The 25543-nt window shown below is 62.1% G+C and carries 21 protein-coding genes and 1 pseudogene; 6 read left to right on the forward strand and 16 right to left on the reverse strand.

The genetic code is table 11. The annotated features are described in order from the left end of the window. Window positions 1–11 precede the first annotated feature (11 nt). The 6 genes and pseudogenes from MKD50_RS15270 to MKD50_RS15295 form a co-directional block, all read right to left on the reverse strand. Window positions 12–944, reverse strand: a complete 933-nt coding sequence (locus MKD50_RS15270; protein WP_240072097.1) for an MBL fold metallo-hydrolase — start codon at window positions 942–944, stop codon at window positions 12–14. A 264-nt stretch (window positions 945–1208) separates the two neighbouring features. Continuing rightward, window positions 1209–1409 (reverse strand): annotated as a pseudogene (locus MKD50_RS15275) (chromate transporter); the annotation flags it as partial. 48 nt (window positions 1410–1457) lie between these two features. After that, a complete protein-coding gene (locus MKD50_RS15280; RefSeq protein ID WP_252667525.1) occupies window positions 1458–2420 on the reverse strand; it encodes a chromate resistance protein ChrB domain-containing protein in 963 nt (320 codons plus the stop codon). Between the two features lie 349 nt (window positions 2421–2769). Then, on the reverse strand, window positions 2770–3000 hold the full coding sequence (locus MKD50_RS15285; protein WP_252667526.1) for a DUF1484 family protein: 231 nt from the start codon (window positions 2998–3000) through the stop codon (window positions 2770–2772). Window positions 3001–3481: 481 nt separating this feature from the next. Then, a complete protein-coding gene (locus tag MKD50_RS15290; RefSeq protein WP_252667527.1) occupies window positions 3482–3907 on the reverse strand; it encodes a cupin domain-containing protein in 426 nt (141 codons plus the stop codon). Between the two features lie 96 nt (window positions 3908–4003). Beyond that, complete coding sequence (locus MKD50_RS15295; RefSeq protein ID WP_115699770.1) at window positions 4004–4306, reverse strand: hypothetical protein; 303 nt, start codon at window positions 4304–4306, stop codon at window positions 4004–4006. A 250-nt stretch (window positions 4307–4556) separates the two neighbouring features. On the opposite strand from MKD50_RS15295, the gene MKD50_RS15300 reads away from it, so the two are divergent. Further along, entirely contained in the window at window positions 4557–5768 is a 1212-nt protein-coding gene (locus MKD50_RS15300) for an NAD(P)/FAD-dependent oxidoreductase (RefSeq protein ID WP_252667528.1), read from the forward strand. A 96-nt stretch (window positions 5769–5864) separates the two neighbouring features. Here MKD50_RS15300 and MKD50_RS15305 read toward each other — a convergent pair whose 3' ends face one another. Beyond that, on the reverse strand, window positions 5865–6422 hold the full coding sequence (locus tag MKD50_RS15305) for an RrF2 family transcriptional regulator (protein ID WP_115699772.1): 558 nt from the start codon (window positions 6420–6422) through the stop codon (window positions 5865–5867). 170 nt (window positions 6423–6592) lie between these two features. Here MKD50_RS15305 and aceE point away from each other — a divergent pair, with 170 nt between their 5' ends. After that, complete coding sequence (gene aceE, locus MKD50_RS15310; protein WP_252667529.1) at window positions 6593–9289, forward strand: pyruvate dehydrogenase (acetyl-transferring), homodimeric type; 2697 nt, start codon at window positions 6593–6595, stop codon at window positions 9287–9289. Between the two features lie 35 nt (window positions 9290–9324). Here the strand turns inward: aceE and MKD50_RS15315 are convergent, their stop codons facing one another. The 3 genes from MKD50_RS15315 to ilvC form a co-directional block, all read right to left on the reverse strand. After that, the gene (locus MKD50_RS15315) at window positions 9325–10317 is read right to left on the reverse strand and encodes a PDR/VanB family oxidoreductase (protein ID WP_252667531.1); all 993 of its coding nucleotides are present in this window, start codon (window positions 10315–10317) and stop codon (window positions 9325–9327) included. A gap of 74 nt (window positions 10318–10391) precedes the next feature. Continuing rightward, window positions 10392–11945, reverse strand: coding sequence for a Rieske 2Fe-2S domain-containing protein (locus MKD50_RS15320; RefSeq protein WP_115699775.1), 1554 nt, complete (start codon window positions 11943–11945; stop codon window positions 10392–10394). A gap of 138 nt (window positions 11946–12083) precedes the next feature. Then, window positions 12084–13100, reverse strand: a complete 1017-nt coding sequence (gene ilvC, locus MKD50_RS15325; RefSeq protein ID WP_115699776.1) for a ketol-acid reductoisomerase — start codon at window positions 13098–13100, stop codon at window positions 12084–12086. Window positions 13101–13270: 170 nt separating this feature from the next. Here ilvC and MKD50_RS15330 point away from each other — a divergent pair, with 170 nt between their 5' ends. Beyond that, window positions 13271–13954, forward strand: coding sequence for a GntR family transcriptional regulator (locus tag MKD50_RS15330; RefSeq protein WP_115699777.1), 684 nt, complete (start codon window positions 13271–13273; stop codon window positions 13952–13954). Between the two features lie 16 nt (window positions 13955–13970). Here MKD50_RS15330 and MKD50_RS15335 read toward each other — a convergent pair whose 3' ends face one another. Then, on the reverse strand, window positions 13971–15290 hold the full coding sequence (locus tag MKD50_RS15335; RefSeq protein ID WP_115699778.1) for an MFS transporter: 1320 nt from the start codon (window positions 15288–15290) through the stop codon (window positions 13971–13973). 113 nt (window positions 15291–15403) lie between these two features. Then, window positions 15404–16246 carry a class II aldolase/adducin family protein gene (locus MKD50_RS15340; RefSeq protein WP_115699779.1) on the reverse strand — a complete coding sequence of 281 codons (843 nt, stop codon included), beginning with the start codon at window positions 16244–16246 and terminating at the stop codon, window positions 15404–15406. A gap of 155 nt (window positions 16247–16401) precedes the next feature. On the opposite strand from MKD50_RS15340, the gene MKD50_RS15345 reads away from it, so the two are divergent. Further along, a complete protein-coding gene (locus MKD50_RS15345) occupies window positions 16402–17301 on the forward strand; it encodes a LysR substrate-binding domain-containing protein (protein WP_115699780.1) in 900 nt (299 codons plus the stop codon). A 325-nt stretch (window positions 17302–17626) separates the two neighbouring features. Here MKD50_RS15345 and MKD50_RS15350 read toward each other — a convergent pair whose 3' ends face one another. Beyond that, window positions 17627–18646 (reverse strand): Bug family tripartite tricarboxylate transporter substrate binding protein, encoded by a 1020-nt coding sequence (locus MKD50_RS15350; RefSeq protein ID WP_115699781.1) that lies wholly within the window; start codon window positions 18644–18646, stop codon window positions 17627–17629. Between the two features lie 47 nt (window positions 18647–18693). Further along, window positions 18694–19734 (reverse strand): mannonate dehydratase, encoded by a 1041-nt coding sequence (gene uxuA / locus MKD50_RS15355; RefSeq protein ID WP_252667533.1) that lies wholly within the window; start codon window positions 19732–19734, stop codon window positions 18694–18696. A gap of 261 nt (window positions 19735–19995) precedes the next feature. Here uxuA and MKD50_RS15360 point away from each other — a divergent pair, with 261 nt between their 5' ends. Continuing rightward, window positions 19996–20736 (forward strand): FadR/GntR family transcriptional regulator, encoded by a 741-nt coding sequence (locus MKD50_RS15360; RefSeq protein ID WP_252667535.1) that lies wholly within the window; start codon window positions 19996–19998, stop codon window positions 20734–20736. Window positions 20737–20868: 132 nt separating this feature from the next. On the opposite strand, the gene hchA is transcribed toward MKD50_RS15360, so the two are convergent. Further along, window positions 20869–21750 (reverse strand): glyoxalase III HchA, encoded by an 882-nt coding sequence (gene hchA, locus MKD50_RS15365; RefSeq protein ID WP_252667537.1) that lies wholly within the window; start codon window positions 21748–21750, stop codon window positions 20869–20871. Window positions 21751–21804: 54 nt separating this feature from the next. Next, window positions 21805–22008, reverse strand: coding sequence for a hypothetical protein (locus MKD50_RS15370; protein ID WP_252667539.1), 204 nt, complete (start codon window positions 22006–22008; stop codon window positions 21805–21807). 713 nt (window positions 22009–22721) lie between these two features. Between MKD50_RS15370 and MKD50_RS15375 the strand changes: the two genes are divergently transcribed. Continuing rightward, window positions 22722–25496: a winged helix-turn-helix domain-containing protein gene (locus tag MKD50_RS15375; protein WP_252667541.1), complete on the forward strand. Its 2775-nt coding sequence runs from the start codon at window positions 22722–22724 to the stop codon at window positions 25494–25496. Window positions 25497–25543 lie beyond the last annotated feature (47 nt).

The following is a 25543-nucleotide window of genomic DNA, read 5'->3' on the forward strand; positions in this document are numbered from 1 at the left end:
GCGACCCTCCATCAATAATCCCATTGCACCGGCACGAACCGGAAGCTCTCTCCGTGCTTCGCAACATGCCCGATCGACGGGAACGCGACATGCGCCGCGGCCAGCAGGGCGCCGGTTGCAGCGGCCTCGTTGAGCAGCGCGATACGCACGTCCGTGGCGGCTTCGGGATCGTGCTCGAAGCCATTCTGCCAGTCGGGCCGCTCGAAGCCGACTTCGAAGATCGCGTCGCCGACGAATGTCAGTTTCTCGCCGTTCGATGCCACGTCCACGACGCAGTGCCCCGGCGTGTGTCCGCCCGTCACGCGCGCCGACACGCCCGCTGCGATTTCCACGGTCTGGTCGAACTGCACGATGTTCTCGCTGTAGCGTTGCGCAAATTTTGCCGCCGCCTTGCGGAGCGCGGGAGGTACCGCTTCCGGCATTACCGTCTTGCTGAAGTCCGGATTTTTCCAGAACTCCACTTCCGCGGCCGCTACGTGAATGCGCACGTCCGGCCGCAGCCTGGCCTTGACGCCATCGACGTTCAGCCCGCCGACGTGGTCCATATGCATATGCGTGATCACGATATCGGTGATCGCAGCCAGGTCGATGCCCGCCGATTCCAGGCGCATCACCGACCGGCCGGCGCGCGTGAAATATTCGAAGCCGTCGCCCACGCCCGAGTCGATCAGGATCAGGCGCTCGCCGCTGCGCACCAGCGCGATATTCAGCGCCCAGTCGAAGGTGTCGCGTTGCAGGAAGCGGCCATCGAACCATGCGTTGCGGTCCGCCTGGCTTACGTTGGTGGACATGGTAGAGGTCGGCAGCGGCAGGATGCCATCGCTGATCAGCACGACATCGACTTCGCCCACGCGCACGGCGTAGCGCGACGGCACGAGTTCGCCGGCATCGTCTTTGCCAAGGCTGGCGGTAACCGGCTGCACATTGCGGGTTGTTTCGGTCATCTTCGGGAGTCCTGTCAATGGGGGGGAAACCGCACTGGGCGGCAGGCATGCTCCGCTGCGTTACGCGGACATCCTTCTCGACCGTCGCGCGTTCAGTGCGACCATCGTTGCAACCGATTCTAGGCAGGGGAAGCGATTTCCAGTAGCGTCGCGAAGGCCTTCAGTATGTTGAGCGAAGGGCAACAATTGGGGATGGACGGGCGCTGAGCGGGACGTGAGTGACAGGGTTTGCAGCCAGGTTGCGTGGTTAGAGGCTAGGGGCTGCAACATCGGATAAACGACCAGGCCTTTCAATGCGGCAGCGGTGATGACCGGCTCAGGCAGTTTTTTGAACTTCACCAATAGTGCGACCGTTGCCAGCGCCAGCAACAGGGTGGGGCCATAAACGATCGAACGTTTGGCCAGCACGATCACGGCCCCGGTAATCGCGCCAATCGCCGCCGCCGTGACGCCGTCGACAAAGGAGGGACACTAAGGGCCTTGCTGTGGCGCCATGGTTTTGTAGGGATCGATTCAGGGTCTTTGGTTGGCTGAAAAATGCGCGTAGAGCGAATCCAGCACCGAGCTGATTTCCGCCAGCAACGCGTCGTCATCCTGCAGCCGCGCTCGCGCGCCGGCCAGCATGGCTTCGAAGCCGCTGGCCTCCGGCACCGAGAGGCCGCCGATATCCAGTGCATGGATCATTCTGGCAAGCCGGCCGAGTCCCCGGTTAGCCTCGAGTCCAAAACTGACCAGCAGCACTTCGAAGGAAACGCGATCGCCCACGTGCGTAAACGTCGCTCCGTCGAAGTCGAAGCCCAGTGCATCGTCCGGGCATTCGGCGGGGCTTTCCAGCCAGAGGAACCGTGCATGGGGATCGATGAAGCGCCGGATCAGCCAGGCGCTGGCCACGCGGTCCGCCCACAGATGGCGGCGCGTGGCCCAGCACCGCCCCTGATATTGCGCGGCATCCCGGCGCGGGATCGTACGGGTGAGCGGCTGGGGCTCGCCCGGCGACTGAATTGCCTCGATGGCCCGGCTGAAATCATTCCATCCCGCTTCTGCGCGGCGCGACGCGTCATTCGGAAAGAAGTCGATCCGGCGGATCGCTTCATAGGCGCGCTCGTGGCGGCGCAGCAGTCGATTCAGTTCAGCGCTGTTCTGGTCGGAGAGCCCATCAAGCGCTTCGGTCAGCGCAGCTTGCAGTTCATCATAGTCAGCGCCGCGGTCGAACAAGGCGCGGAACGCGATCTCTTCGTCCGGAGTTCCGGCACTGACTTGCAGAAGCCAGGCTTGTCCGTTTTCCTGCCGGGTTTCGTCAGCCAGCTGGCGCAACTGGCCGACCTGCTCCACGCCCCCTGGCAAAAGATAGGCACCGTCACGCAGCGCGGCGCACCCCATACTCTTGATCGCACGCCAGATCCGCATGCGCGCGGTGGCGCCGGACGTGGGAAGCGTGACGATCAGCAGCGTCCAGGACTGAGTGGTTGCGGTCATGGGCGCATGGTAGAAGCCTATAACGTCAATTTCAACGTTGTAGAGATCTCTACAGTGGAAGACCTTTCGGGGTCACATCGCAGGTATGGGACGTGTGTTCGACACACCAAACTCGTATGGTGAATTGCGGTCGGGCAAAGAGAGAAAGACCTGCCCGATCTGTTCAGTCCGTTTTCACCACCAAGGAAGCAGATGGGACCGGGCCCTAGCCGGTCCATCAGCTATGCACTGGTCGAAGCGCCATGGCGGCCACATTACCGGGAAAAGCACGGTCGGGCAGGACGGGGAATTTAACGTCTGGCTACGCGACGACGGATCTGCGGTAAGGGAAGAGCCGGATGACGGGGTGTCATAACGACTCAGCCTCTGGCTGCAAAGCCTCGGCCATCTGATCCACCTGCATCTTGATCATCGCCAGCAGGCAATGGACGCCGTGGCATCCCTCGGACCGTTCGCTTTCCACTTCCAGCAGCGACAGGACGCTACCCAGGCCGGCCTGGATCCGGTCGAGGGATTCCAGGGTTTCCGCGGGAATGCCGACGAAGATGGTTTCGTGCTTCGGATGGATTTTCTCTTGCATTGCGTTCTCCTGAAGAAGGTTGGGAGACCCGCCTGATGCAAACGGTAGAGGGTGGCGGGCCTGGCAGCGGGGGTCACAAACCGGTTCATCAACGAAGCCCGGCCAGCCTTTCGGCTGCCCCGCCCGGCCCGCCATAGTGGAACGACGCGCGCGTGCGTGTTGAGATGGTCGCCTGAGCGACCATCCGTTGATGATAAACGGGTTGTGACGCCCGATCACCGTTGTTTCGGTAATGCCTCTAGTTTTTGCCTTTTTAGGGAGGATGGCGATCAGACGATTCGCAATTCTTCTTTTGCGGGCGTGGGGAAGCGGAGCCCTCGGGGAGGTCGGTTGAGGTGCAGGTGAACTTGGTCAGTTGCTGTTGATGTGGATGTCGACGGCTGAATCCGCAGCCGATCTCCGCCGTTGCCCATCCGTGATGTAGCTGTAGACACTGCTGAACGCCTTCACGCCAACGGGGCGGCCTTTGTGTAATCCCGTCTCATCTCGCGCTCCTTTCGTAAGTGGTCAGGTCCTTTTCGCCGCTGTCCACGATAAACACGGCAAGCAGCTTGGCGGGCTTTGACTTGCTCGCGTTGCGGCTGACGGGATGGTGCGAGCCCGGCTCCTCATGGAAGCTCTCGCCCGCCTTGTAGACCCGTTCTGGTCCGTCACCGACCTTGCTGGCGATGCTGCCCGAGACGACATAGGCATAAATGAATGCCGACTTCGCGTGGTAGTGAGGCAACGACGAGGCGCCCGGCGCGTAATCCACTTCCAGCGCAATAAGCGACTTGCCGGGAACGTTGGGGATGGCCCGGGAGAAGTTCTCCTTGACCGTGTCACCGGTCCCATGTGCGGCTGCGGCGCCGGAGAATGCCATCACGGTGGCGGCGAGGAAGGGCAAAAGAAGGCGTTGGGTTTCCATGTCTGTTTCCTTGTTAAAGCGCGTGAAGCGGGTAGAGCGCGGATGTCAGTCCGCGGCATTCCAGTCTGGAATGCGTTTTGGCCACGGGGCACAGCCTCAGACGAGCCGAGGCAACGATTTGTTGGGCGGCCCCGAAGCCTTGCTGGCTTCATCCCCCGCGCCGGTCTCGGCGGCGCGCCTTGGCGTAGCTGAAACGCCGCTCAGGTCTTGGCCGGCGATCAGCGTGTCGCCAAGGTTGTGGGTGTGGTCCGGTTGCGCCGACACGCCTTTGAGGTCGTGGCCGGCAGTCATGGGGTGGCTGATCGCCCAGGCTAGGTCGGAAGCGGATACCCACGCGGTCACGCCGGTGGACAGGATCGCAGTGGCGCCAAGTGCGCTGATCCAGTGGATCGGTTTCATAATGAGCTCCTTTTGATCTAACTACGACTGTTATAGTCGTAGTAAAGATAGACGATCGTCCATCGAAGTGCAAGCTAGAACGTGGACCGCGCCGAAACGAGCATCCGACAAAAATCTTGCGCATCTAAACTACGACTCATACAATCGTAGTTGATGGCGACGCCAGTGCGATCGCCGGGACGACCAGACGCTGCGCAAGAGCGGGGTGGGCCGGTCACATGAACCGAGGTTTGATTCAGGAGCATCAAAGATGTCGAAACGCATTCTTGTCATCGGCGCCGGCTTTGCCGGCATGTGGAGCGCGCTGGCTTCGGCCCGTCTGCTTGACCAGGTGGGCCGCACCGACGTGGAAATCGCCCTTGTCGCACCGGAACCCGAGCTGCACGTCCGACCGCGCCTCTATGAGCAGAATCCGAACGGGATGAAGGCGCCGTTGCAAGAGATTTTCAAAGCTGTTGGCGTGAGGTTTATTCAGGGCAAGGTCGAGCATATCGACGTGCAGAATCAGACGGTGAACATTGCGGGCGTCGGTGCCGATGCGTCGGACCAGCGCATCGGCTACGACCGCTTGGTTGTAGCCGCCGGAAGCCGCCTGTTCCGGCCCCAGATTTCGGGGCTGGCGCAGCACGCGTTCAATGTCGACCAGGTCGCCGACGCCGCGGAGCTTGAAGCGCATATCCATCGGCTGGCCAGCCGCCCGGAAAGCGCGGGCCGCAATACCGTAGTGATCGCGGGAGCCGGTTTCACCGGTATCGAGACTGCCGCCGAAATGCCTGCCCGCTTGCGCGAAGTCCTGGGCGAGGATGCTGCCGTGAACGTGATCATGGTCGAGCGCAATGCCGCGATCGGCCCGGACCTGGGTGCGGGTCCGCGCCCAGTGATTACCCAGGCGCTGACTGAGCTGGGCGTGACCTGGAGGCTTGGATCGGGCGTGGCGGCCGTCGACGCCAGCGGCGTGACGCTAGACAACGGTGAGCGCATCGAGGCGGACACGGTGATCTGGACCGCCGGCGCCCGCGCCAGCGAACTCACCGCGCAGATTCCCGCGGAGCGCGACAACTTCGGCCGCCTGCATGTTGATCGCAACCTGAAGGTCAAGGGCGTCGAGTCGGTGTTCGCCACCGGCGACTGCGCCTATGCCGCTACCGACGACGACGGCAACGTCGCCATGATGTCTTGCCAGCACGCCATGAATCTCGGTCGCTCGGCGGGCCACAATGTAGCGGCAGACCTGGTGGGGGCGGCGCCGATTCCGTATAGCCAGCCGAAGTACGTGACGTGCCTGGACCTCGGTCCCTGGGGTGCGGTCTACACGGAAGGCTGGGATCGCCAGGTGAAGATGACGGGCGGCGTCGCCAAGGCGCTGAAGACGCGCATCAATACCGAGTGGATCTATCCGCCCAGAGCGGATCGTGCCGAAGCGCTTGCGATGGCTGACCCCCGCCGTATCGTTGTTGCCTGAGGTCACGGGCTGGAATAAAAAGGGCGATCCGCCAGGATCGCCCTTTTTGTATTTCCGCCGCGTAACGCGGCGCCGGGTCAGGGGATCGGAAGCGCCTCAGGCGCTCTTGCGCGTCCTTGCGCGCGTAGGCTCCGGCTTGTCCCCGCGCCGGCTAGCCGCGCGGTCCGTCAGCCACCTGACCACTTGCGCGCCATAGCCGGCCGGCGCCTTGTTGTCAGTGCGCTGAGCCAGGTCCGCGAGCGTGTGCTGCTTCAGCTCTGCGCGCATGGCTTTTTCTGCCGCCTGCATGATCGCGTGGATCGAGCAGACGCCACGCGTGGCCCAGGGCGGAGCCTGGTCCTCAAAAACCGCACAGCGGCTGCGGATCTCGCGGCAGTCGAACAGCGGCTTGTCGCCATCGATGGCGACCACCACGTCGTGAACGGTAATGCGGCCGGCAGGCCGGGCTAGCCGGAAGCCGCCCTTGATCCCCTCCGTGGCGACCACCAATTCGGCCTTGGCTAGTTTGGTGAACAGTTTGGCCAGGAACTCGCTCGGAATACCCTGCAACTCAGCCAGGTCGCGGACACTGGCTTCTTCCACGGCAGCCTGGGAGCGGGACAGGTAGAGCAGGCAGTGTAGGCCATATTCAACGCCTGTACTGATGTGGGACATGACGAACTCGGACTTTATGGATCGTAGTAGATAGCCTATACAAGTTCCCGCTCAAGTGCAAGACATGAACATTGCAGGGTTTGCCTGAAGTATCGAGCGGAAACTACGACTTATGGAATCGTAGTTATGTCCTATACTGTTCTCACCGGATACCTTAATGGAGACCTGCCATGACTGCCGCGCAACTTGACGGAATCGCATTGACAAATGATCCACGCGACGACGACCCGCAGGAGACAGCCGAATGGCTGGAAGCCTTGGAGGGCGTCCTCGGCAACGTCGGGCCGGCACGTGCGCACTATCTCATCGAGCGACAGATTGCCCATGCGCGGCTGCGCGGGCAATTGCAGCCGCACTCGGGCGGCACGCCTTATGTCAACACCATTGCCGTTGACCAGCAACCACGTATGCCAGGCGACCGCGAGATCGAGCGCCGCATTCGCGCCTATACCCGGTGGAATGCCATGGCAATGGTGGTGCGCGCCGGCAAGGCTTCGAATGTCGGCGGGCATATCGCCTCGTTTGCCTCCGCAGCCACGCTCTACGACGTGGGCTTCAACCATTTCTGGCGCGCGCCCACAGCGGATCACGGCGGCGACCTTGTCTTCGTGCAAGGCCACGTGTCGCCAGGCATCTACGCGCGCGCGTTCCTGCTGGGTCGGCTGGATGCCAAGCAACTCGACAACTACCGGCGCGAAGTCGGCGGGGAAGGGCTGTCCTCCTACCCCCACCCGTGGCTGATGCCCGATTTCTGGCAGTTTCCCACCGTTTCGATGGGACTTGGCCCGTTGATGGCGATCTACCAGACCCGTTTCATGAAGTACCTGCAGGCGCGCGGCATCGCGAAGACCGATGACCGGAAGGTCTGGGTATTCCTTGGCGACGGCGAAATGGACGAACCCGAGTCCCTCGGCGCGATCGGCATGGCGGCAAGGGAGCGCCTGGGCAACCTTGTATTCGTTGTCAACGCCAACCTTCAGCGCCTGGACGGACCAGTGCGCGGCAACGGCAAGATCGTACAGGAACTGGAAAGCATCTTCCTGGGAGCAGGCTGGCGGGTGATCAAGGTGCTATGGGGTGGCCACTGGGACGACCTGATCGCACGTGACAAGAGCGGGGCGCTGGCACGGCGGATGATGGAGGTCGTCGACGGCGAATACCAGACCTACCGTTCGAAGTCCGGGGCATACCTGCGCGAACATTTCTTCAATACGCCTGAGCTGAAGGCGCTCGTGGCCGACTACACGGACGATGAACTCTGGAGCCTGGATCGCGGCGGCCACGATCCGGCGAAGGTCTTTGCCGCATTCGCTGAGGCCGCGCGCGGCAGCGACGTGCCGACTGTGATACTGGCCAAGACCATCAAGGGCTATGGCATGGGCGACCAAGGCCAGGCCTCCAACGTCAACCACCAGCAGAAGAAGGTGCAGCGGGAGGCCCTGCTGGCTTTGCGCGACAAGTATGCGTTGCCCGTTGCGGATGCGGATATCGAGGACGTCCCATACATCAGCTTTCCCGAGGGATCCAGAGAGCTTACCTACATGCGCGGGCGCCGCGAGGCGCTGGGCGGCTACCTGCCCGCGCGGCGCCGGAAGGCCGCATCGCTGCCTGCACCTGCCTTGTCGGCATTCGACGCGCTGCTGAGGGCCACGCCCGAAGGGCGGGGCATGTCGACCACGATGGCCTTCGTCCGCATCCTCGGCACGCTGCTGCGGGACAAGGAACTGGGCCGGCGCATCGTGCCGATCGTACCGGACGAGTCGCGCACGTTTGGCATGGAAGGACTGTTCCGGCAGATCGGGATCTGGAACCAGGATGGCCAGCGCTACACCCCGCAGGATGCCGAGACGCTGGCATCCTACAAGGAGTCGACGAGCGGCCAGTTCCTGCAGGAGGGCATCAATGAAGCGGGAGGCATGGCCGACTGGATTGCTGCCGCGACGTCGTACTCCACGCACGGCGAGCCCATGGTGCCCTTCTATATCTTCTACTCCATGTTCGGCTTCCAGCGCGTGGGCGATCTCGCCTGGGCCGCGGCCGATATGCGAGCGCGCGGCTTCCTGCTGGGCGGGATCTCCGGACGGACCACCATTAACGGCGAAGGCCTGCAGCACGAGGATGGCCATTCGCTGCTGTGGGCATCGTCGGTGCCGAATTGCATCAGCTATGACCCGTCGTTTGCGTACGAGCTGGCTGTGATCGTGCAGGACGGCCTGCGCCGCATGGTGCAGGAGCAGGAAGACGTCTACTACTACATCACCGTCATGAACGAGACCTATGCGCAGCCGGCCATGCCGGCCGGCCCTACCGTCGCGCAGGATATCCTCAAGGGCATGTACGCCTACAGCAAGGCGGAATCCGCCGAATCCGTCCCGAGTGTCCAGCTGATGGGTGCCGGCACCATCTTCAATGAGGTCATCGCCGCAGCCGCATTGCTGCAGCAGGACTGGGGCGTCGCGGCGGATGTGTGGGGCGTGCCGGGCCTGACGGAACTGGCACGCGACGGCCGTGCGGCTGAACGGCACAACCTGCTGCATCCCGAGGCGCCTCCGCGCGTTCCGCACGTGACCCGGCTGCTGAAGGATACGCGGGGTCCGGTCATTGTCGCGACCGACTATATCCGTGCGCTCGCGGATCAGATCCGCGCCTATGTGCCGCAGAAATTCGTCGTGCTGGGCACTGATGGTTTCGGCCGCTCCGATACCCGCGCGGCGTTGCGCCACTTCTTCGAGGTGGATCGCCACTGGATCGCGATCGCGGCATTGAAGGCACTGGCGGATGAGGGGACTATCCCCGGGACGCGCGTCTCGGAAGCGATTCGCAAGTACGGGATCGATCCGGAGAAGCCGAACCCGCTGCATGCCTGAACGACGGTAGCATGGCCTTTCTCCGTCCGAGACTATCAAAGATCCAGTACCAGTGTCCCTCCACTGCATCGGGACACGCACGGCGTCATCACGCTCTGGCGCTCGCTCTCGTCGAGAATGAAGTCCTGATGGTCGACCACTCCTGCGAGGTAGCGGACTTTACAGGTACCGCACAGACCTGACTGGCAGGACGTCTCCACCGGCGCCCCTGCTTGCTGAAGCACTTCCGCCAGGTTCTGATCCGGTGCAACAGTCAGCCTTTTACCCGATTGAGCCAACTCGACGAGATAGCCCACAACCGGCGCATCGCTTGCAGCCGGTGCTTTTTGCACCGGCGCCTTAAAGTGCTCGCAATGCACCAGTTCCTGCGGCCAGTGTGCAGCGGCATCGGCGCACGCCTGCATGAATCCGGCTGGACCGCAGTAGTAGATGTGCGTATCCGGCTCTGGATGCTTTAGCAACTTGACGATGTCGAGTCCATTCTTGGGATTGCCTCCGTCGAAGTGGCAGTAAATCTTTCCGATCCGGGCGATGCTCTTGAGCTCCGCTTCGAACGCGGCGTATTGTGGACCCTTGGCGCAGTAGTGCAGGTCATAGTCGATCCGCTTCGATTCCAAACGATGCACCATCGCCTTGAGCGGCGTCACACCGATACCGCCTGCGAGCAGGATGAACTTGCTGGCAACCTCAGCAAGGGTAAAGTTGTTTCTCGGCACGCTGACCTTGATGCGGTTCGGAACCCGTAAGGTCTCGTGCATTCCCCGTGAGCCGCCGCGGCCGGTTTCATCTCGAAGGACGGCGACGACGTAGCGATGACGCTCCTGGGGGTCATTACAAAGCGAATACTGACGGATAACTCCCGGGGCAATGTGCACGTCGATGTGCGCGCCTGCAGTAAATCCCGGCAGCTCATTGCCGTCGGGATCGACGAATTCGTATGAGTTGATTCCGGTAGCCTCCATGCGAACTTGCCGAAGAACCAGTTCCAGATGGGCGAGCGCGCTGCGCTCGGTGGTGGGGGCATTCATGGTGAACCTCGCGTCTCCAGGTGCATCGGGCCGGGCGGTACGGTGCCGCCCGGCGTTCATCTCTAGGGCTCGTGTTAAGGTTTCAGGCTCTGTTCCAGTTCTTCGAACCTGGCCTTTACGAACGCAGCGCGCTCTTCGCCCTTCAGGCCATCGGCCTCCGTGATGATGGCGACCGCCTTGCGTGCGAGCAGGCGGCGATTGGCGACCTCCTGCTCCATTGTTTCCGCTTGCGGGAGCTCGAAGACGTTGCCCGTGCAGTAGCTGTTGGGCGCGCCACCGACGTCACGCAGCCATTGGGCGAAGCCTTGCGCAGCCGCTGCAGCGTTGGAGCCTCGCACCGCTTCGCGCAGCATCTTGCGGAAGGCATAGAGACCCGCATCGAACTTGGTGGGGTTTTCCAATGCGTGCACTGCGATCGGACGCTGGCTGATGATCGCTTCGTAGTCCCCCGGCGCATACTGCGCATCCTTGTAGTTGGCGCGCTCTCGGTGATTGGAGGGAATCGGCGGCATGTCCTCGAGCTTGTACTTGCCGAATCGTTCGGGCCGGCGCATGGCGACCTGGCCATCGAGGAAATCGATGGTTTCATATCCGACCATGCTCTTGTCGCCCACTAGACGCGTGTCGATGCCGGGACCCATCACACGCCAGCCGATCATCTTGCTGTTTTCATCATCCACGGGCACGGTCCAGCGGATGATGTGGAAGCGGCTGAACAGCTTTTTCTTGGAACCATCTTCCGAGGTGTAGGCGTGCAGGCTGAGATTCGGCAGGACCTGGTGCTGGATGCGCAGGAACATCTTGTCCTTGTCGACACGCCGGGCGCCCGCGCAGGCGAGGCCGCGGCCCTGATGCACCGGGATGAACTGCATGTCAGGTGCCACTTCCATGGAGGCGGCACCAACTTCGTCGAAGGTTGTGCTTTGGAACTTGCCGCCCACCACGTTCTTCGCGGCATGCAGGGCAGTGGGGTGGAAGTTGTCGGCCGCGTTGTCCTGTACCTGCAGCCAGTTGCAGTGCTGGAAGTTGCTGTACGGCACCAGCTCGTCGGTAGGCAGCACCGTGAAATCCTGCTCCCACTCAGGGAACGGCGGCTCCTCTTCCGGCGGTCCCATATAGGCAAAGACGAGGCCGTTGCGCTCGATGGCCTTGTACGCACCCTGGCGGATCGAGCAGGCGTACTTGTCCGCTTCCTTCTCCTCGCCAGCAGGGAACGGGACATGCAGGCACGCACCATCCACGTCGAACACCATGCCGTGGTAGCAGCACTTGATGCCACGTTCCTGGATCGCACCGTATTCCAGCGAAGCGCCGCGATGCACGCAATGGGCGTGCAGCACACCGACGCGGCCGCTGCCGTCACGGAACGCCACCAGCTCTTCGCTCAGGATCTTGAGGAAGCGCGGCGTGTCCGTGAGCTCCATGGACATGCACACCGGATGCCAGAAACGACGCATGTACTCGCCCGTCGGCGTGCCCGGTCCCGTTTCGGTGAGTTCCGGATCATGGCCGGGCACGCGGCTCGTGTAGTAGCCGCCGTAAGGGATCAGTTTCTTTGCGGCGGGGGCAGCAGCGGCAGTGCCCCCGGTGGTCTTGCGGGCGTCGTGTTGGTCGAAAGGCGTGGTCATGGTGGGGTCTCCTGGGGGCCTTGCAGTCGTCTTTGACTACTGAATTCTGAACTCTGTATACAGAGTGTAGGCGCACAATGCGGCGATGTAAGTTCGGGTTTACGTGGGAATTGGCGCCCTATTTGTTTGGCTGGGTGATCAGTTCCTGGTTTTGTCGACCAATGCCGACTTGCGAATCCACGGCATCATCTCGCGCAGCTTCGCGCCAACCACCTCGATCGGATGCGCTGCCGTCAGGCGCCGGCGTGACTGCAAGGTAGGGCCGTCCGCCTGACTTTCGAGAATGAATGACTTGGCGTATTCACCGGTCTGGATGGATTCGAGAACGGCCTTCATGGCAGCGCGGGTCTCGCTGGTGACGATGCGCGGTCCGGTCAGGTATTCACCGAACTCGGCATTGTTGGAAATGCCATAGTTCATGTTTCCAATACCGCCTTCGTAGATCAGATCCACGATCAGCTTGAGTTCATGCAGGCACTCGAAGTACGCCATCTCCGGGGCGTATCCAGCTTCCACAAGTGTGTCGAAGCCAGCCTTGATGAGCTCGACGGTACCGCCGCACAGGACAGCCTGTTCCCCGAAAAGGTCGGTTTCGGTTTCTTCGCGGAAGTTGGTCTCGATGACACCTGAGCGGCCACAGCCAATGGCCGTGGCGTAGGCCAATGCAAGTTCCCGGGCGAGTCCTGACCGGTCTTGCGCGACAGCGATCAGCCCTGGGACACCGCCGCCTTCCGCGTAGGTCGAGCGCACCGTGTGGCCAGGCGCCTTAGGCGCAATCATGACGACGTCCAGGTCCTTGCGGGGAATGACCTGGCCATAGTGGATGTTGAATCCATGCGCAAAGGCGAGGGTTGCGCCTTGCCGCATGGCCGGCTCAATAGTTTCCCGGTACACGCGGCCGATGGTCTCGTCAGGGATGAGAAGAATCACAAAATCGGCGGCTGCTGCGGCTTGCGCCATGCTGGCCACCTGAAGTCCGGCCGCGGACGCCTTCTGCCAGGAGGCTCCACCCTCGCGCAGGCCGACAACCACATCGATCCCGCTGTCTTTCAGGTTGAGGGCGTGAGCATGCCCTTGGGAGCCGTAGCCGATGACCGCCACCCTGTGTTTTCGCAATAGCGACATATCAGCATCTTTGTCGTAGAAAACTCGCATGGAATATGTTCCTGATTGCACTTCGAAGTCTGAACTCTGTATTCAGAGTTCAGATTGTGGGTTCCGGATCATGGCAAAGTCAAGCACTACTTATTTCGCAGAAGATCCATTGCACTGAACGGGCCGCTCCACCACAATGAACTGGATACAGAGTTCAGAAGGCAGTCATCATGGCGACCACATTTCCCAAGATTCAATCCCGCCCCGATTTCGTCGATGAGGTGTACAAGATGCTTCTCGACGCCATCAGCGATGGGACACTCGCCCCTGGGACACGACTGACCCAGGAGGAGATTGCGGAGCAGATGCAGGTGTCGCGCTCCCCGGTCATTCAGGCACTCCGGATCCTGAAGAAAGACGGCTTCGTGCAAGACGCACCGGGCCGGGGGGTGCTGGTCACGCCGCTGGATGCAGAGTCGATCGGGCACCTCTACGAAATCCGTGGTTCGCTGGATGCCCTGGCTGCCCGACTCGCGGCGAAGCGGCAGTTAAAGATCGATCCGAAAATCATTGCCAACGGCCGGCGCGCGACACAAGGCAAGGACGTCAAGGCCATGATCGATGCGGACATGGAGTTTCATCACGCCATCTATCGTGCGGCAGGCAATCCGTTCCTCGAGCAGAGCGCACAGAACTACTGGGTCCATCTGCGTCGTGCCATGGGAGCCGTCCTGCAATCGTCTGCGCAGCAGCGCAAGACAATCTGGGACGAACACGAGGCCATCGCGGAAGCCATTGCTGCAGGCGATGCCGCGCGTGCGGCTGAGCTGACGGATCTGCATACGACGCGCGCGCGGGAGAATCTGACCAGCCGTCTTGACGAATACATCGGGCACACCCGCCGGACGGGCTGATCTTTCGTCTCGGCAGTTACCGGCCCATTCGCTTGCCAATGTTGACCAGTTGCGCGGGCACCGTGAACACGAGCAGCGCGCCGATGACGAGACTTGCGGCCAGGACGAGCACGCCATTGCCAGTCGTGCCAGTCGATGTCTGGACCCAGCCAATGAGATACGGGCTGATGACGCCGGAGATGCTGCCCACGGAGTTGGCGAGCGCAATACCCGCTGCCGCGGCTGCACCCCCGAGAATCGCGGGCGGCAAGGTCCAGAACTGTGAGATCGTCGTCATGATGCCCATCGTGCCGATGGTCAGGGCGAACATCGCGATGGCCGTATTGTTGGCATAGGCCACGCTGAAGCACAGACCCAGGGCCCCGAGCGCACCCGGCACTGCCAGGTGCCAGCGACGTTCACCGCGGCTATCCGAGCTTTGACCAACGAGGATCATTGAAACGGTCGCAGCGGCGTACGGAATGGCCGACAGCAGGCCGATGTCCAGCGGATTGGAAACGCCGCTCGCCTTGACGATCGTCGGCAGCCAGAAGCTGACGCCGTAGAGCCCCATGGTGAAGAAGAAGTAGATCACGCTGAGGAGCAGAATCTTCGGATTGGTAAGGCCATCGCGGACCGAATGCAGCGCGTGGCCACGGCTCTCTGCAGCCAGATTGGTTTCGATCATCGTCTTCTGGGACGAACTCAGCCACTTCGCGTCCGAGACCTTGTCGTCGAGATAGAAGAACGCGACGATGCCGACAAGAACCGTGGGAATGCCTTCCAGCAGGAACAGCCACTGCCATCCCGCCCAGCCGTGCGAGCCGTGCATGGAACTCATGATCCAGCCAGACAGTGGGCCGCCCACGACGCCGGACATGGGGATGCCCGTCAGGAACAGCGCAGTGACCTTGCTTCGGCGCGATGCCGGGAACCAGTAGGTCAGGTAGAGCAGGATGGCCGGGATGAAGCCGGCTTCGGCTACGCCAAGCAGGAAGCGCATGACGTAGAAGCTCGACGGTGTCTTGACGAACATCATGGCGGCCGAGATCAGGCCCCAGGTGACCATGATGCGGGCGATCCATCGCCTCGCGCCCACGCGTAGCAGAAGCAGATTGCTGGGGACTTCGAACAGCAGATAGCCCACGAAGAAGATCCCCGCGCCGAGGCCGTAGACGGCATCGCTCAGTCCAAGGTCCTGCATCATCTGCAGCTTCGCATACCCCACATTAATGCGGTCCAGGTATGCACACATGTAGCAGAGGAACAGGAACGGCAATAGCCGCCACATGACCTTGGAATACGTCTCCGATTCGGTGGCGACGTAGGGTGTCGCCACGCTCACTGATGTTTGCATGGGGTGTCTCCTTGGGGCTGTATTTATCGATGTAGAGAAGGCCGCGTCAGCGTTGCGTTGCCCGGAATGCGACCTGTGAGGCCACGGGACGTGACCTCCGTTGAGGCAAAGGCTTAATCGAACATGTCCGGCTGTGTGAGACGCAGGTGATCCCAGATCGGTTGGAAATGCAGCCAACCGATGTAGTCGCTGCCAACGTGCTCGCGGCTGTAGCGGGCGCGTTCGGGCGTCACCAGATGGGGCTTGACGCCGGTCGCTTCGATCATCAGTTGCTGCTTGCAGCAGCGCTCCAGCGCGATAAACCAGAAGGCCGCCGCTTCGATGCTGTGGCGACTAGCCGTGAGCAGTCCATGGTTCTGGTGAATGGCGGCCTTCACGTCTCGGAAAGCGTTGGCTACCTTGTGGCCACCCTTGACCTCGACCGCGACCTTGCCCGCCTCGTCACCAATCACGACGTGGTCTTCATAGAACGCACACGCGTCTTGCGTAATCGGTTCGATGCCCTTGCCGAGCGAGGCGAAGGCGGTGCCATATTCGGTGTGGGCATGACACATCGCTACGATGTCCTGGTGCATCTCGTGAACGGCGGCGTGGAGCACAAAACCGGCGCGGTTGATGGCGTAGTCGCCCTCGACCACACGGCCTTCGTGGTCGGCGCAGATCAGATTCGAAACATTCACCTGTGCAAAGTGAACCGCCATCGGATTGGTCCAGTACAGTTCCGGATGTTCCGGGTCCCGCACCGTCAGATGGCCCGCAAAACCGTAATCCAGGCGCTCCAGCGCGAAGGCGCGGCAGGCCGCGACCAGGCGCTCCTTGCGGTGCTGCCGCTCTTCCGCGGGTGTCGCGAACTGGGGCACGGACGGATAGATCAGCCCCATTTGTTCCGGCTGATAAATGGAGGTGCGCTGCTGGTCGTTAAAGACCTGCGGGGCGCGTTCGAGCACTGCTGCCATGTCAACTCCTCGGTGAAAGTTCTGTAGGGACTATCCGCGTTCGCCAGGCCCGTTCGGTGCCTGCGGTACGTGTTCATAGTCGTTGCCGGGAAGATCGTTGACAAACGATGGGTGTTCATGAAAGCATGAACCACATTCATGCATGGCGGTGATTTATGAGGCGCGTGCCGAATTTTGTACTGCTCCGAGCCTTTGAGGCCGCGGCCAGACTGGAGAGCTTTACCCTGGCCGCCAAAGAACTGCATTTGACCCAGTCGGCCATCAGTCATCAGGTTCGGGAACTTGAGGAGTATTTCAGCCGCAAGCTGTTTGACCGACGCACGCGTCGTGTGGAACTCACGCCGGAAGGCAAGCGCCTTCAGGAAAGCCTTTCTCGGGTGTTCGATGTCATCGAGGCCGCATGCAACGAGGTGGCACTCGCCCCGCAGTCACAGGTGCTTGCGGTCTACTGCGCGCCAAGTTTTGCAGTGAAATGGCTTGGGCCGAGGCTGCCGCAGTTCATGCAGACGCATGGCGATATTACGATCCGATTGTCCTCGGGCGCCGAAGCTATCGACCTGACGCAGGCGCGTGAGGTGGATGTCGCCATTACCTATGGCTCCGCACACACGCGGGCGGGCCTTGTGGTTCGTCCCTTAGGCAAGGAGCGCATCGTTCCGCTTTGCTCTCCCGCGTTGATCAACGCCGACGAGCCGCTGCGCGATCAAATGGAAAGGCTCCCGCTGATCGATTCCCAACTCAGCCGGGTGAGCTGGCCAGACTGGTTTGGCGCCAATCGGATGGCCTGCCCCACGCGTCCGCGAGCATCCTTCGATCGCGGCGCGCTGGCGATTTCGGCGGCCGTTGACGGCATGGGTGTCGCGCTGGAGAGCATACGGCTGGCGGAGCGTGAGCTGGCCAGAGGCGATCTTGTGGCAATCGGCGAGGACCAATTCACTCACATCGCGCGCGAAACCCATTTTCTGTCCTACCGCCAAAACGAGATGCACCTGCCGAAGGTCGGCACGTTTGTGACATGGCTGGTTGGGCAACTTGGCCTCGACACGGATGCGTAGTTGGGCAGGGAAGGAGCTCCTGGTAATGTGCCACCGCAGGTAAGGATGCTGGAGCAATCAGACCATCGCTAGGAACGCGAACTGGGCTTAGGCGGTGGGCATAGGCGGGCAATTGGTTGAATTTTCAGATGGCGAATCGCCCGCGTCTCGATAGTAACCGGAGTAAAGCGTAAAGCGGTCAACTGGGCAGCATACGGCTATGTCCGATACTCGCCGAACTCAGCCGTCGGATCATCAGTCTTCCGTGCCATATTTCCGTGGAGCGCGCACGTAGTATTGCCACGCAGCACTGGCGACAGGCCGGCTTTCACCGGCCTGCGCAGCCTTAATCAGCCGTGATGTTGTTGGCCTTCACCACCTCGCCCCACATCTTGTAGTGGGTGCGGGTCAGCATTGCGAGCTGCTCGGGCGTGCCGCCGCCGGGCTCGTCGCCGCGGTCGACGATGCTCTTGACGACGGCCGGGTCCTTCAGCGCCGTATTCAATGCGCCGTTGGCTTTCTTGACGATGTCAGGGCTCAAGCCCGGCGGTCCGTACAGACCGATGAACGAGATGATGGTGAAGTCCTTGATGCCGCTCTCGGTGGCGGTCGGCACGTCCGGGATCATGGCCACGCGCCTGGGTCCCGTGACCATCAGCGGCCGCAACTGGCCCGACTTGATGAAAGGCGCGACGACCGACGTGGCATCGAACATCGCATCCAGGCGTCCGGCCATCAGGTCGACCATAGCGGGGCTGCTGCCCTTGTAGGGGACATGGTTCATCTTCGGCCCGCCCATGCGCTCGCGCAGCAGTTCCATCGTGACATGCGGCAATGCGCCGGTACCGCCCGAGCCATAGTCGATGGTCTTGCCCGACTTGTCGCGCGCCTTGACCTCCTCGACGAACTGCGCGTAAGTCTTGATGGGCGAACTGGCGGGCACGACGAGGACCAGCGGCGATTGCAGCATCACGCCTATCGGCGTCAGCTTCTGTGGATCGACGATACCAAGCTTGGTGTAGACGTGCGGCATGATCGTCATCGAGCCGTTGCCTACCAGCAGCTTGTTTCCGTCGGGCGCCGCGCGCATGACCTCAATGGAGGCGATATTGCCGTTCACGCCGGCCTTGTTGTCGATGACAAACGACTGACCGAGCGAACTCTGCAGGCCATTAAGCAGCGCACGTCCCGCGAAGTCGGTCTGACCACCGGGCGGAAAGCCCACCAGCAGCGTTACCGGCTTGGTCGGCCAGTTGGTCTGCGCCCACGCGGCGGTCGTTGCCAGCGCGCCAAGGCCGAGCGCGGCGACGCTCAGTATCAAAGCGGAACGGCGCGAATTCACGGGCGATTTCTTGGTGATTGTCATGACAGGTCTCCCATTATGTTTTGACTGGGCCGCAGCCCAACGGCGTTTTAGGCCGTCTTTTCCATCGCTTCCCACATCCCGTTGATATAGACCGCGCCGAGTGCCCGGTCATAGAGGCCGTATCCCGGCTTGCCCGTCTCGCCCCAGATCATGCGGCCGTGGTCGGGGCGGTAATAGCCCTGGAAGCCGACGTCGTGGTACGCCTTGACGATCGCGGCAATATCCAGCGAGCCGCAACTCGACAGGTGGGCGGTTTCCTCGAAATCGCCCTCCGGCGTGATCTTGACGTTGCGGATATGGGCGAAGTGGATGCGTCCCATGCCGCCGAACTCGCGCACCAGCGCCTCGACGTTGTTCTGCGGGCCGGCGCCAAGCGAGCCGGAACACAGCGTCAGGCCGTTTGCCGGCGTGTCGACGATGCCCAGGATGCGTGCCAGGTCGTCGCGGTTCTTGACGATGCGCGGCAGTCCGAAGATGGGGCGCGGCGGATCGTCCGGATGAATGGCCATCTTGACGCCGCACTCCTTGGCTACTGGAATGATCGCGCGCAGGAAATGCTCCAGGTGCTCCCAGAGCCTGCCTTCGTCGATGCCACGATATTCGGCGAGCAGCGACTGCAGTTCTCCTGGCGCGTAGCTGGAATCCCAGCCGGGCAGGGCGATACCCTGGCTGACGTCGACCTGTTCTACCTCGCGGGTGCTGAAGGCAAGGCAGGTCGAGCCGTCATCGAGCTTCTTTGCCAGTTCCGTACGGGTCCAGTCGAACACCGGCATGAAGTTGTAGCAGATGACCTCGATGCCCGCTGCGGCCAGGTTCCTGATGGTCTGCTGGTAGTTCGCAATCAGCCGCTCGCGCGTCGGCTTGCCGAGCTTGATGTCCTCATGGACCGGAACCGACTCCACCACCTTGAACTGCAGCCCAGCCGCCTCGATGGTGGACTTGAGCGCCAGGATCTTGTCCAGCGGCCATACCTCTCCGACCGGTTCGTCGTAGATGGCCGAGACGATGTGGGTCATGCCCGGGATCTGCCGGATGTATTCAAGAGGGATTGGGTCGGTCGGGCCAAACCAGCGGAACGACATCTTCATGGGTGGGGCTTCCTTGAGGCGACTCTGATGCGGCAGAAGAGGGCGGAAAGGCAATCCGGCGTGAACTGGCGCGCGTCATGGCCGGAGGCCGCGCGGCATTGGTGTACCGGATTGGATTATTTGGTTCACCAATTATGAACAGGTTGCCCAGTTTTGCCGTCATGGTTTACCATGGGCTGTATCAGGCACTGCCCTGCCCATGCCTTCTTGTGGCGACTGGTTAACCGGTGATTACATCAGGCAGCCGCCGCCTTACCTGCGATGCCACATTCCCCCAGCGATCTTGCTACCCGTCCGATACTCCAGAACCCCCCAGCGGCCAGCGACCGTTCGTACTTAGGCCTGGCCAGCCAGGTGCAGGCATTGATTGCATCCGGCGAGTTCTCCGCCAATATGCGGCTGCCGTCCGAACGCACGCTGGCCGAGCGGTTCAGCGTCAGCCGTACCCTGGTGCGCGAGGCCATCATCGCGCTGGAGGTTCAGGGACTGGTCGAAGTGCGTGGCGGCTCCGGGATCTACGTCTGCGCAGAGGCGCCCGCGCCCGGTCGCGAGCCGTTCGAGATGCCCTGGCGGCCGGGACCGATAGAATCACTGCGCGCCCGGGCGCTGATTGAATCGGAAATCGCCGGCCTGGCGGCCAGCGAGCGCAAGGACGGCGACCTTGACCGTATGTTCGCGGCCCTGAGCCTGATGCGCGAGCACATGGACGACAAGCAGGCCAACGAGGCGGCGGACCGGCAGTTCCACCTGTGCCTGGCCGAATCGACCGGCAACAGGGTCCTGCTGCATATGGTCACCGCACTGTGGGACAGCGGGCGCAGCGATCCGCTATGGGGCAAGATCGAGGAACACTTCCATACCACGGGGCTGCGGGAGGCATCGCAGGAAGACCATCAGCGCATCTTCGCGGCGGTGATGGCGCGCGACGCGACAGCGGCGCGGGCTGCAATGCGTAACCACCTGGAGAGGGTCATCAGCGAGTTTACGCAGGCGTGGCGTTGAGGGATTTGCCCGGCGGGCCTCGCGCCCGAGCCCATACCTCAACAATTGGCGCCGACCGCCAAGCGGTGTCGGCGCCCTTGCGCCCATGTCCCGACCTACGGCGTCAGGAAATAACGTCTTGACGACTCACAACTAGCGCCCACCCGTACTCTGCACTTCATCGAGTAGCGCGCGCGCAGCCAGCTTGCCAAGATTGTTGCCAGCGAACGGGCTGTCACCTGTGAGGAGCTTCCGGTCACGGAAAGTACTCCCATCGATTTTGGTGTTTACGATCTCGACTCCCATCGCTGCAAGCTTCTCGCCAAAGAACCAACGCAAGGGGCCGGGCATATAGCCAATATCTGGGGTCTGCTTGTCCATGGAATCTGGAAATGCGCAGATGCGGTAGCCGCGGAACAGATCTCCACCGTTAGGTTCGTCGACGCTTGCGGAAAGCAGGGCGGCAGGCCCATGACAAAGCGTGATGATGAACCTGTCGTTTTGCATGGCCCACTGAAGCGTTGCCTTCATATCTGCGCTGAAGGGTAGCCCCATCAGGGCACCATGTCCACCAGGGATGAAAACGGCAATGTAGTTTGCATCCGTGTTCAAGGACCTGACCACGTCAGCAAGCTTGAGGGGCTGCTGGAACTTTTGCTCGTACTTTGAGTAGAGGGACTTTATCTCGGCGTCCTCGGAAGGGAACGCCCACCATTCGAACTTGGCCGGGTTGCCGGATAAAGTGGCAATGTCGAACTCGAAGCCTGCGCGGTCCAGGTGATACATGGGCAGCAGGGTCTCGACGGGATGGTTGCCAGTAGAGAAGAAGGTACCGTTTCCGGTGAGGAGATAGCGCTCGTCCGCAGCGACGAGCAGAACTTTCCAGCGGCCGCCCTGATAAGCGTCCGGATAGTCGGCGTCGGAGAGGTCCGACTTTGGCGAAGTGAATTGTGAGAGTGAGTATGGGGAGGGGAAGAACGCGTTGCGCTCGGCTTGATCAGGCGTCGGCTGCTTGCTGTCGGTCTGGGACGTCATGATGGGCTTCCTTCTAAAGATGAACGGGTTTTTGGTGCTTGGTTTCCACCGGCTTTAAGGATTCAATGTAACGGTGGCGACGCCGTGGCGGTCGTTGCTGACCTGGATATGCTTGTAATCGGCGTAGTTTGCGCCGGCCCCTTTGGGCAGGGCGGAGCTTTGGGACGCTCCAGCTTCGGCCGAGGCGAGGAACATTCCCGGCGCGAGTGTTGCGGCGCTGATGGACTGGAAAAAGGAGCGTCTTGAGAGTGTCGACATGGCAGTTCCTTGGATTCATCTCGCGCTTGCCGAGCCAGGCCTGGCCCGTAGCTGGCGGCGCCGGAGTGCTTGAAGATGCGCGTACCAATCTATGGCCTTGCGATTCCCATTCGCGAGAAATTGCTAGTGGAAACGCGAGACACGCCGTTCGCATCGCTAACGCAATCATTCCCGTATCGCTGCGGTGTTTGCAAGGAGCCTCCCTAAGTGGGGGGGTACCCAGTACAGGTCCTGGCAATGCTGAAGTCGGCGTTCGGCTTAGCCCAGGAGGCCTTCAGCTCAGTACAAAGCGACGCCCGGAAATAGCGGCGAGTTGGCATCGCCGGTCAAGCCCCCCGCCGTCCCCCCCTCTGACGGTATCCCCTGCCCTTGTGGCTTGACTTCCGTTTCGGCGATCATCCGTTACAGTCGCATCCAGACCTGCTCGGCTGATCCTAGTGAAGGAAAGTTAGATGCGAGTGGCAAGAAGACCCTTTTGTCTTGGGGAGAAGCTTCATAAGTGTCCCGAGATGCAGCCGCGGGTAAAGCGTCCGCTGAATAACCAGCATGATCCGCAGGAAAGATTGATGCCATGATCGATGTCATCACCGCCGCGTCACATCGCTACCGAACCATCAAGCCTCATTCAGCCGCCGAGATAGTGCGCCGGGAGCAGGCGGATGAATGGGGTGTGATCGTGTAGTGGTCGCACCCGCCGTTAGGAACAGCCACGAATGACCCAATCATCGCCGGTCGCCGCTGCGCAACTGCCCCAATGGCGGCCAGCCTTGATCCTGACAAAGCTGGCGCCGCCGCGAACGCGCCACTATATCCGTCGCAAGCGCGCCATCGAGCTATTGCGCCCAGGCATGGAACGCAAGCTGACGGTTCTGGTAGCCCCCGCCGGCTTCGGCAAGACTTCGCTGTTGAGTGAATGGAAGACGGTCATGGCGCAGGAAGGCTGCGCCGTTGGCTGGCTCAGTATCGACCGAGACGACGACGATCTCTTCCAGTTCGGCGCCTACCTGCTGGCAGCGGCCAGGGATGCCTGCAGCCGGGCCGGCGTTCAGATCCCGTGCGGCCTGGCGCCGGACCCGTTGGCGCCGGCGGACGCAATGTTTGCCGAGCTCCTCAATGCGGTCTTGGCGCTGCCGTGCCGGATGGTGCTGTTGCTGGATGATTTCGATCGGCTGGCAGCGCCCGCCATCCACGAGGCGGTGTTCCGGCTGCTGCGCTATGCCCCGGAGAATCTGCATTTACTCGTCGCGGGGCGGGGCGAGCCAGGCTTTCCGCTGAGTTACTTCGAGGCCCGGGGTCAATTGCTGAAGCTGGATGCGGAGGCCCTGCGCTTTGACAGCGCCGAAACGCAGGCGTTTTTTTCCGCCGTTTCCGGCCATGAGCTGAGCGCTGTCCAGACTGAGGTCCTGCTTCGAGCGACCGAAGGCTGGGCGGCTGGCTTGCAATTGGCGTCATTTGCATTAAGCGCAACCGACCCGCCCGACGTCTTCGCTGAGCGCTTGCCGTTCGCCCGGCGCAGCGTTGAAGCGTATCTGAACGAGAACGTATTTGTTCACATCCCGGAGCCGCTACAGAATTTTCTCCTGAGGACTTCGGTGCTGGACCGGATGTCGGTGCCCTTGTGCGATGCCGTGACAGGTTCCAGCGAGGCGCATGCCAGTTTTGAGTGGCTGATGGCTCGCAATATGTTCGTCAGACCCTTGGACGTCGAGGGCCTGTGGTACCGCTATCACGCACTGTTTGCCGAATACCTGAGAAAGCGCCTGGTCGGGGAGCGTCCGCACGAAGTTGCCGAATTGCATCGGCGGGCCAGTGAATGGTTTGCCGCGCCATCGCTGTGGTCGGAGGCCGTCCGGCATGCCCTGGCAGCCGGCGATAGCGATCGCGCCGCCGGCTGGGTCGAGCAATGCGCGATGACTCTGGTGGAGGCCAGCGATGTGCGGACGGTCCTGAGCTGGATCGCAAAATTGCCTGACGAGGCTGTGCGTGGCCGGCTTCGCTTGCGCCTGGCGCATGCCTGGGCGCTCGCGCTGACAATGCGGGCCGACGCGGCCAGACGCGAGCTACAGGCGGTCGAGGACGACATCCGCGTCGGGTACCTGCCCGTCACCGAGGTGGTCCGCGTCGAGTTGCAGGCAGTCAAGGCGGTGATCGCGGCCCTGTCCGACGAGAGCCAGCGCGCCCTGGAAATGGGACGTAAGGTCTTGGAGCTCGGCCCGGCGCAAGGTTCATGGGCGGAGGGAATCGGCCTGACGACGCTTATCTTCGGTCTGAGCTATGCGTCCGGGTTCGAGGAGATCGAGCGGTTGCGGGACGCGTTGACGTTCGGTACCGGGGCGAATGCGCCGATCTACGCAACGGTGTACCGGCAGAGCATGGTCGGGCTCAGCCTGTTCGTGGAGGGCCGGCTGGGCGAGGCCGTTCAGACCCTGGAGGATGTGCTGCGCGAATCCAACGCGCGCGCCGGCCGGCAGTCTGCCGCATCGGTGCTCCCGGTCGGATATCTGGCCGCAATCCACTATGAATGGAATGACCTGGACCGGGTCGCCGAACTGCTGGAAGGACGGCTCGAGATGGCGATGCAGTCGTGTTCGCTGGGGCCACTGGTCGGCTTCTGCGTGACGCTGGCGCGCCTGAGGCTGCTGGCGGGGAAGCAGGACGAAGCCTATCGGGTCGTGGAAAACGCGGAAGCCGTTGCCAGAAGCCGCCGATGGCTGCGCATGCAGGTCGCGTGCAAGGCCGAGGCGATCCGGATCGCTATCCGGTCCGGCGACCTGGGCCGCGCCACGAGGATCGGCCACGAGTTGGAAGCGCTTGTCGGGCAGCGACCAGCGGGCTTGCAGGGCAGCTACCTGGAGACCTGGCAGCGTTTCCAGATGGCGCATTGCCGTCTGCTGGTGGCTCGTGACCGGGCGGCGGAAGCGGTTCCCATCCTGCGGGGCGTGCAGGCTGAGTTGCGTGCGGCGGGCATGCAGTACCTTTCCGCCCAGATATCAGTGATGCTGGCGGTCGCCCTCCACAGTGCGGGCGAGCGTGTGGAGGCTGTGGACGCCATGCGTGCCGCGCTCACGTATGGCCAGGCTAACGGTCTGTACCGCGTGTTTCTCGATGCCGGGCCTGCGGTCCGGGAAATCCTTGACGCGCTGAGTCAGCAGCAAGACCGCCTGGCCGAGGTTGAGCCCTGGTATGTGAGGAGGCTATGCGCGGGCTTCGATGCGCCGGCACGCGCGCCAGACGCCGCGGATGACCAGGTGGAGCCGGCGTCCGCCAGCAGGCTAAGCGCCCGTGAAGTGGAAATTCTCGACTACGTGGCACGGGGGCTTTCCAACAAGGAGATTGCCCGGGCCATTCGCGTCGCCCCGGAAACCGTGAAGTGGCATCTGAAGAATATCTTTGAGAAGCTGAAAGTGAACTCCCGCATCCAGGCGGTCCGCAGCGGCCTGGGTCGGGACCTGCCTCGGGTCGCGCAGCGCCCCGAGACGCGGAGCTAGCCGCGCTGACGCCTGCAACGACCTAGCACTGGGCTACCGCAGCGGGT

The organism is Cupriavidus mimosae, assembly GCF_023952485.1.
GTDB lineage: Bacteria > Pseudomonadota > Gammaproteobacteria > Burkholderiales > Burkholderiaceae > Cupriavidus > Cupriavidus taiwanensis_C.

Excerpts from the sequence above, each read along its gene's own strand:
- MKD50_RS15270 (WP_240072097.1), bottom strand. The coding sequence starts at position 944 with ATGACCGAAACAACCCGCAATGTGCAGCCGGTTACCGCCAGCCTTGGC.
- MKD50_RS15280 (WP_252667525.1), bottom strand. The coding sequence starts at position 2,420 with ATGACCGCAACCACTCAGTCCTGGACGCTGCTGATCGTCACGCTTCCC.
- MKD50_RS15285 (WP_252667526.1), bottom strand. The coding sequence starts at position 3,000 with ATGCAAGAGAAAATCCATCCGAAGCACGAAACCATCTTCGTCGGCATT.
- MKD50_RS15290 (WP_252667527.1), bottom strand. The coding sequence starts at position 3,907 with ATGGAAACCCAACGCCTTCTTTTGCCCTTCCTCGCCGCCACCGTGATG.
- MKD50_RS15295 (WP_115699770.1), bottom strand. The coding sequence starts at position 4,306 with ATGAAACCGATCCACTGGATCAGCGCACTTGGCGCCACTGCGATCCTG.
- MKD50_RS15300 (WP_252667528.1), top strand. The coding sequence starts at position 4,557 with ATGTCGAAACGCATTCTTGTCATCGGCGCCGGCTTTGCCGGCATGTGG.
- MKD50_RS15305 (WP_115699772.1), bottom strand. The coding sequence starts at position 6,422 with ATGTCCCACATCAGTACAGGCGTTGAATATGGCCTACACTGCCTGCTC.
- aceE (WP_252667529.1), top strand. The coding sequence starts at position 6,593 with ATGACTGCCGCGCAACTTGACGGAATCGCATTGACAAATGATCCACGC.
- MKD50_RS15315 (WP_252667531.1), bottom strand. The coding sequence starts at position 10,317 with ATGAATGCCCCCACCACCGAGCGCAGCGCGCTCGCCCATCTGGAACTG.
- MKD50_RS15320 (WP_115699775.1), bottom strand. The coding sequence starts at position 11,945 with ATGACCACGCCTTTCGACCAACACGACGCCCGCAAGACCACCGGGGGC.
- ilvC (WP_115699776.1), bottom strand. The coding sequence starts at position 13,100 with ATGCGAGTTTTCTACGACAAAGATGCTGATATGTCGCTATTGCGAAAA.
- MKD50_RS15330 (WP_115699777.1), top strand. The coding sequence starts at position 13,271 with ATGGCGACCACATTTCCCAAGATTCAATCCCGCCCCGATTTCGTCGAT.
- MKD50_RS15335 (WP_115699778.1), bottom strand. The coding sequence starts at position 15,290 with ATGCAAACATCAGTGAGCGTGGCGACACCCTACGTCGCCACCGAATCG.
- MKD50_RS15340 (WP_115699779.1), bottom strand. The coding sequence starts at position 16,246 with ATGGCAGCAGTGCTCGAACGCGCCCCGCAGGTCTTTAACGACCAGCAG.
- MKD50_RS15345 (WP_115699780.1), top strand. The coding sequence starts at position 16,402 with ATGAGGCGCGTGCCGAATTTTGTACTGCTCCGAGCCTTTGAGGCCGCG.
- MKD50_RS15350 (WP_115699781.1), bottom strand. The coding sequence starts at position 18,646 with ATGACAATCACCAAGAAATCGCCCGTGAATTCGCGCCGTTCCGCTTTG.
- uxuA (WP_252667533.1), bottom strand. The coding sequence starts at position 19,734 with ATGAAGATGTCGTTCCGCTGGTTTGGCCCGACCGACCCAATCCCTCTT.
- MKD50_RS15360 (WP_252667535.1), top strand. The coding sequence starts at position 19,996 with ATGCCACATTCCCCCAGCGATCTTGCTACCCGTCCGATACTCCAGAAC.
- hchA (WP_252667537.1), bottom strand. The coding sequence starts at position 21,750 with ATGACGTCCCAGACCGACAGCAAGCAGCCGACGCCTGATCAAGCCGAG.
- MKD50_RS15370 (WP_252667539.1), bottom strand. The coding sequence starts at position 22,008 with ATGTCGACACTCTCAAGACGCTCCTTTTTCCAGTCCATCAGCGCCGCA.
- MKD50_RS15375 (WP_252667541.1), top strand. The coding sequence starts at position 22,722 with ATGACCCAATCATCGCCGGTCGCCGCTGCGCAACTGCCCCAATGGCGG.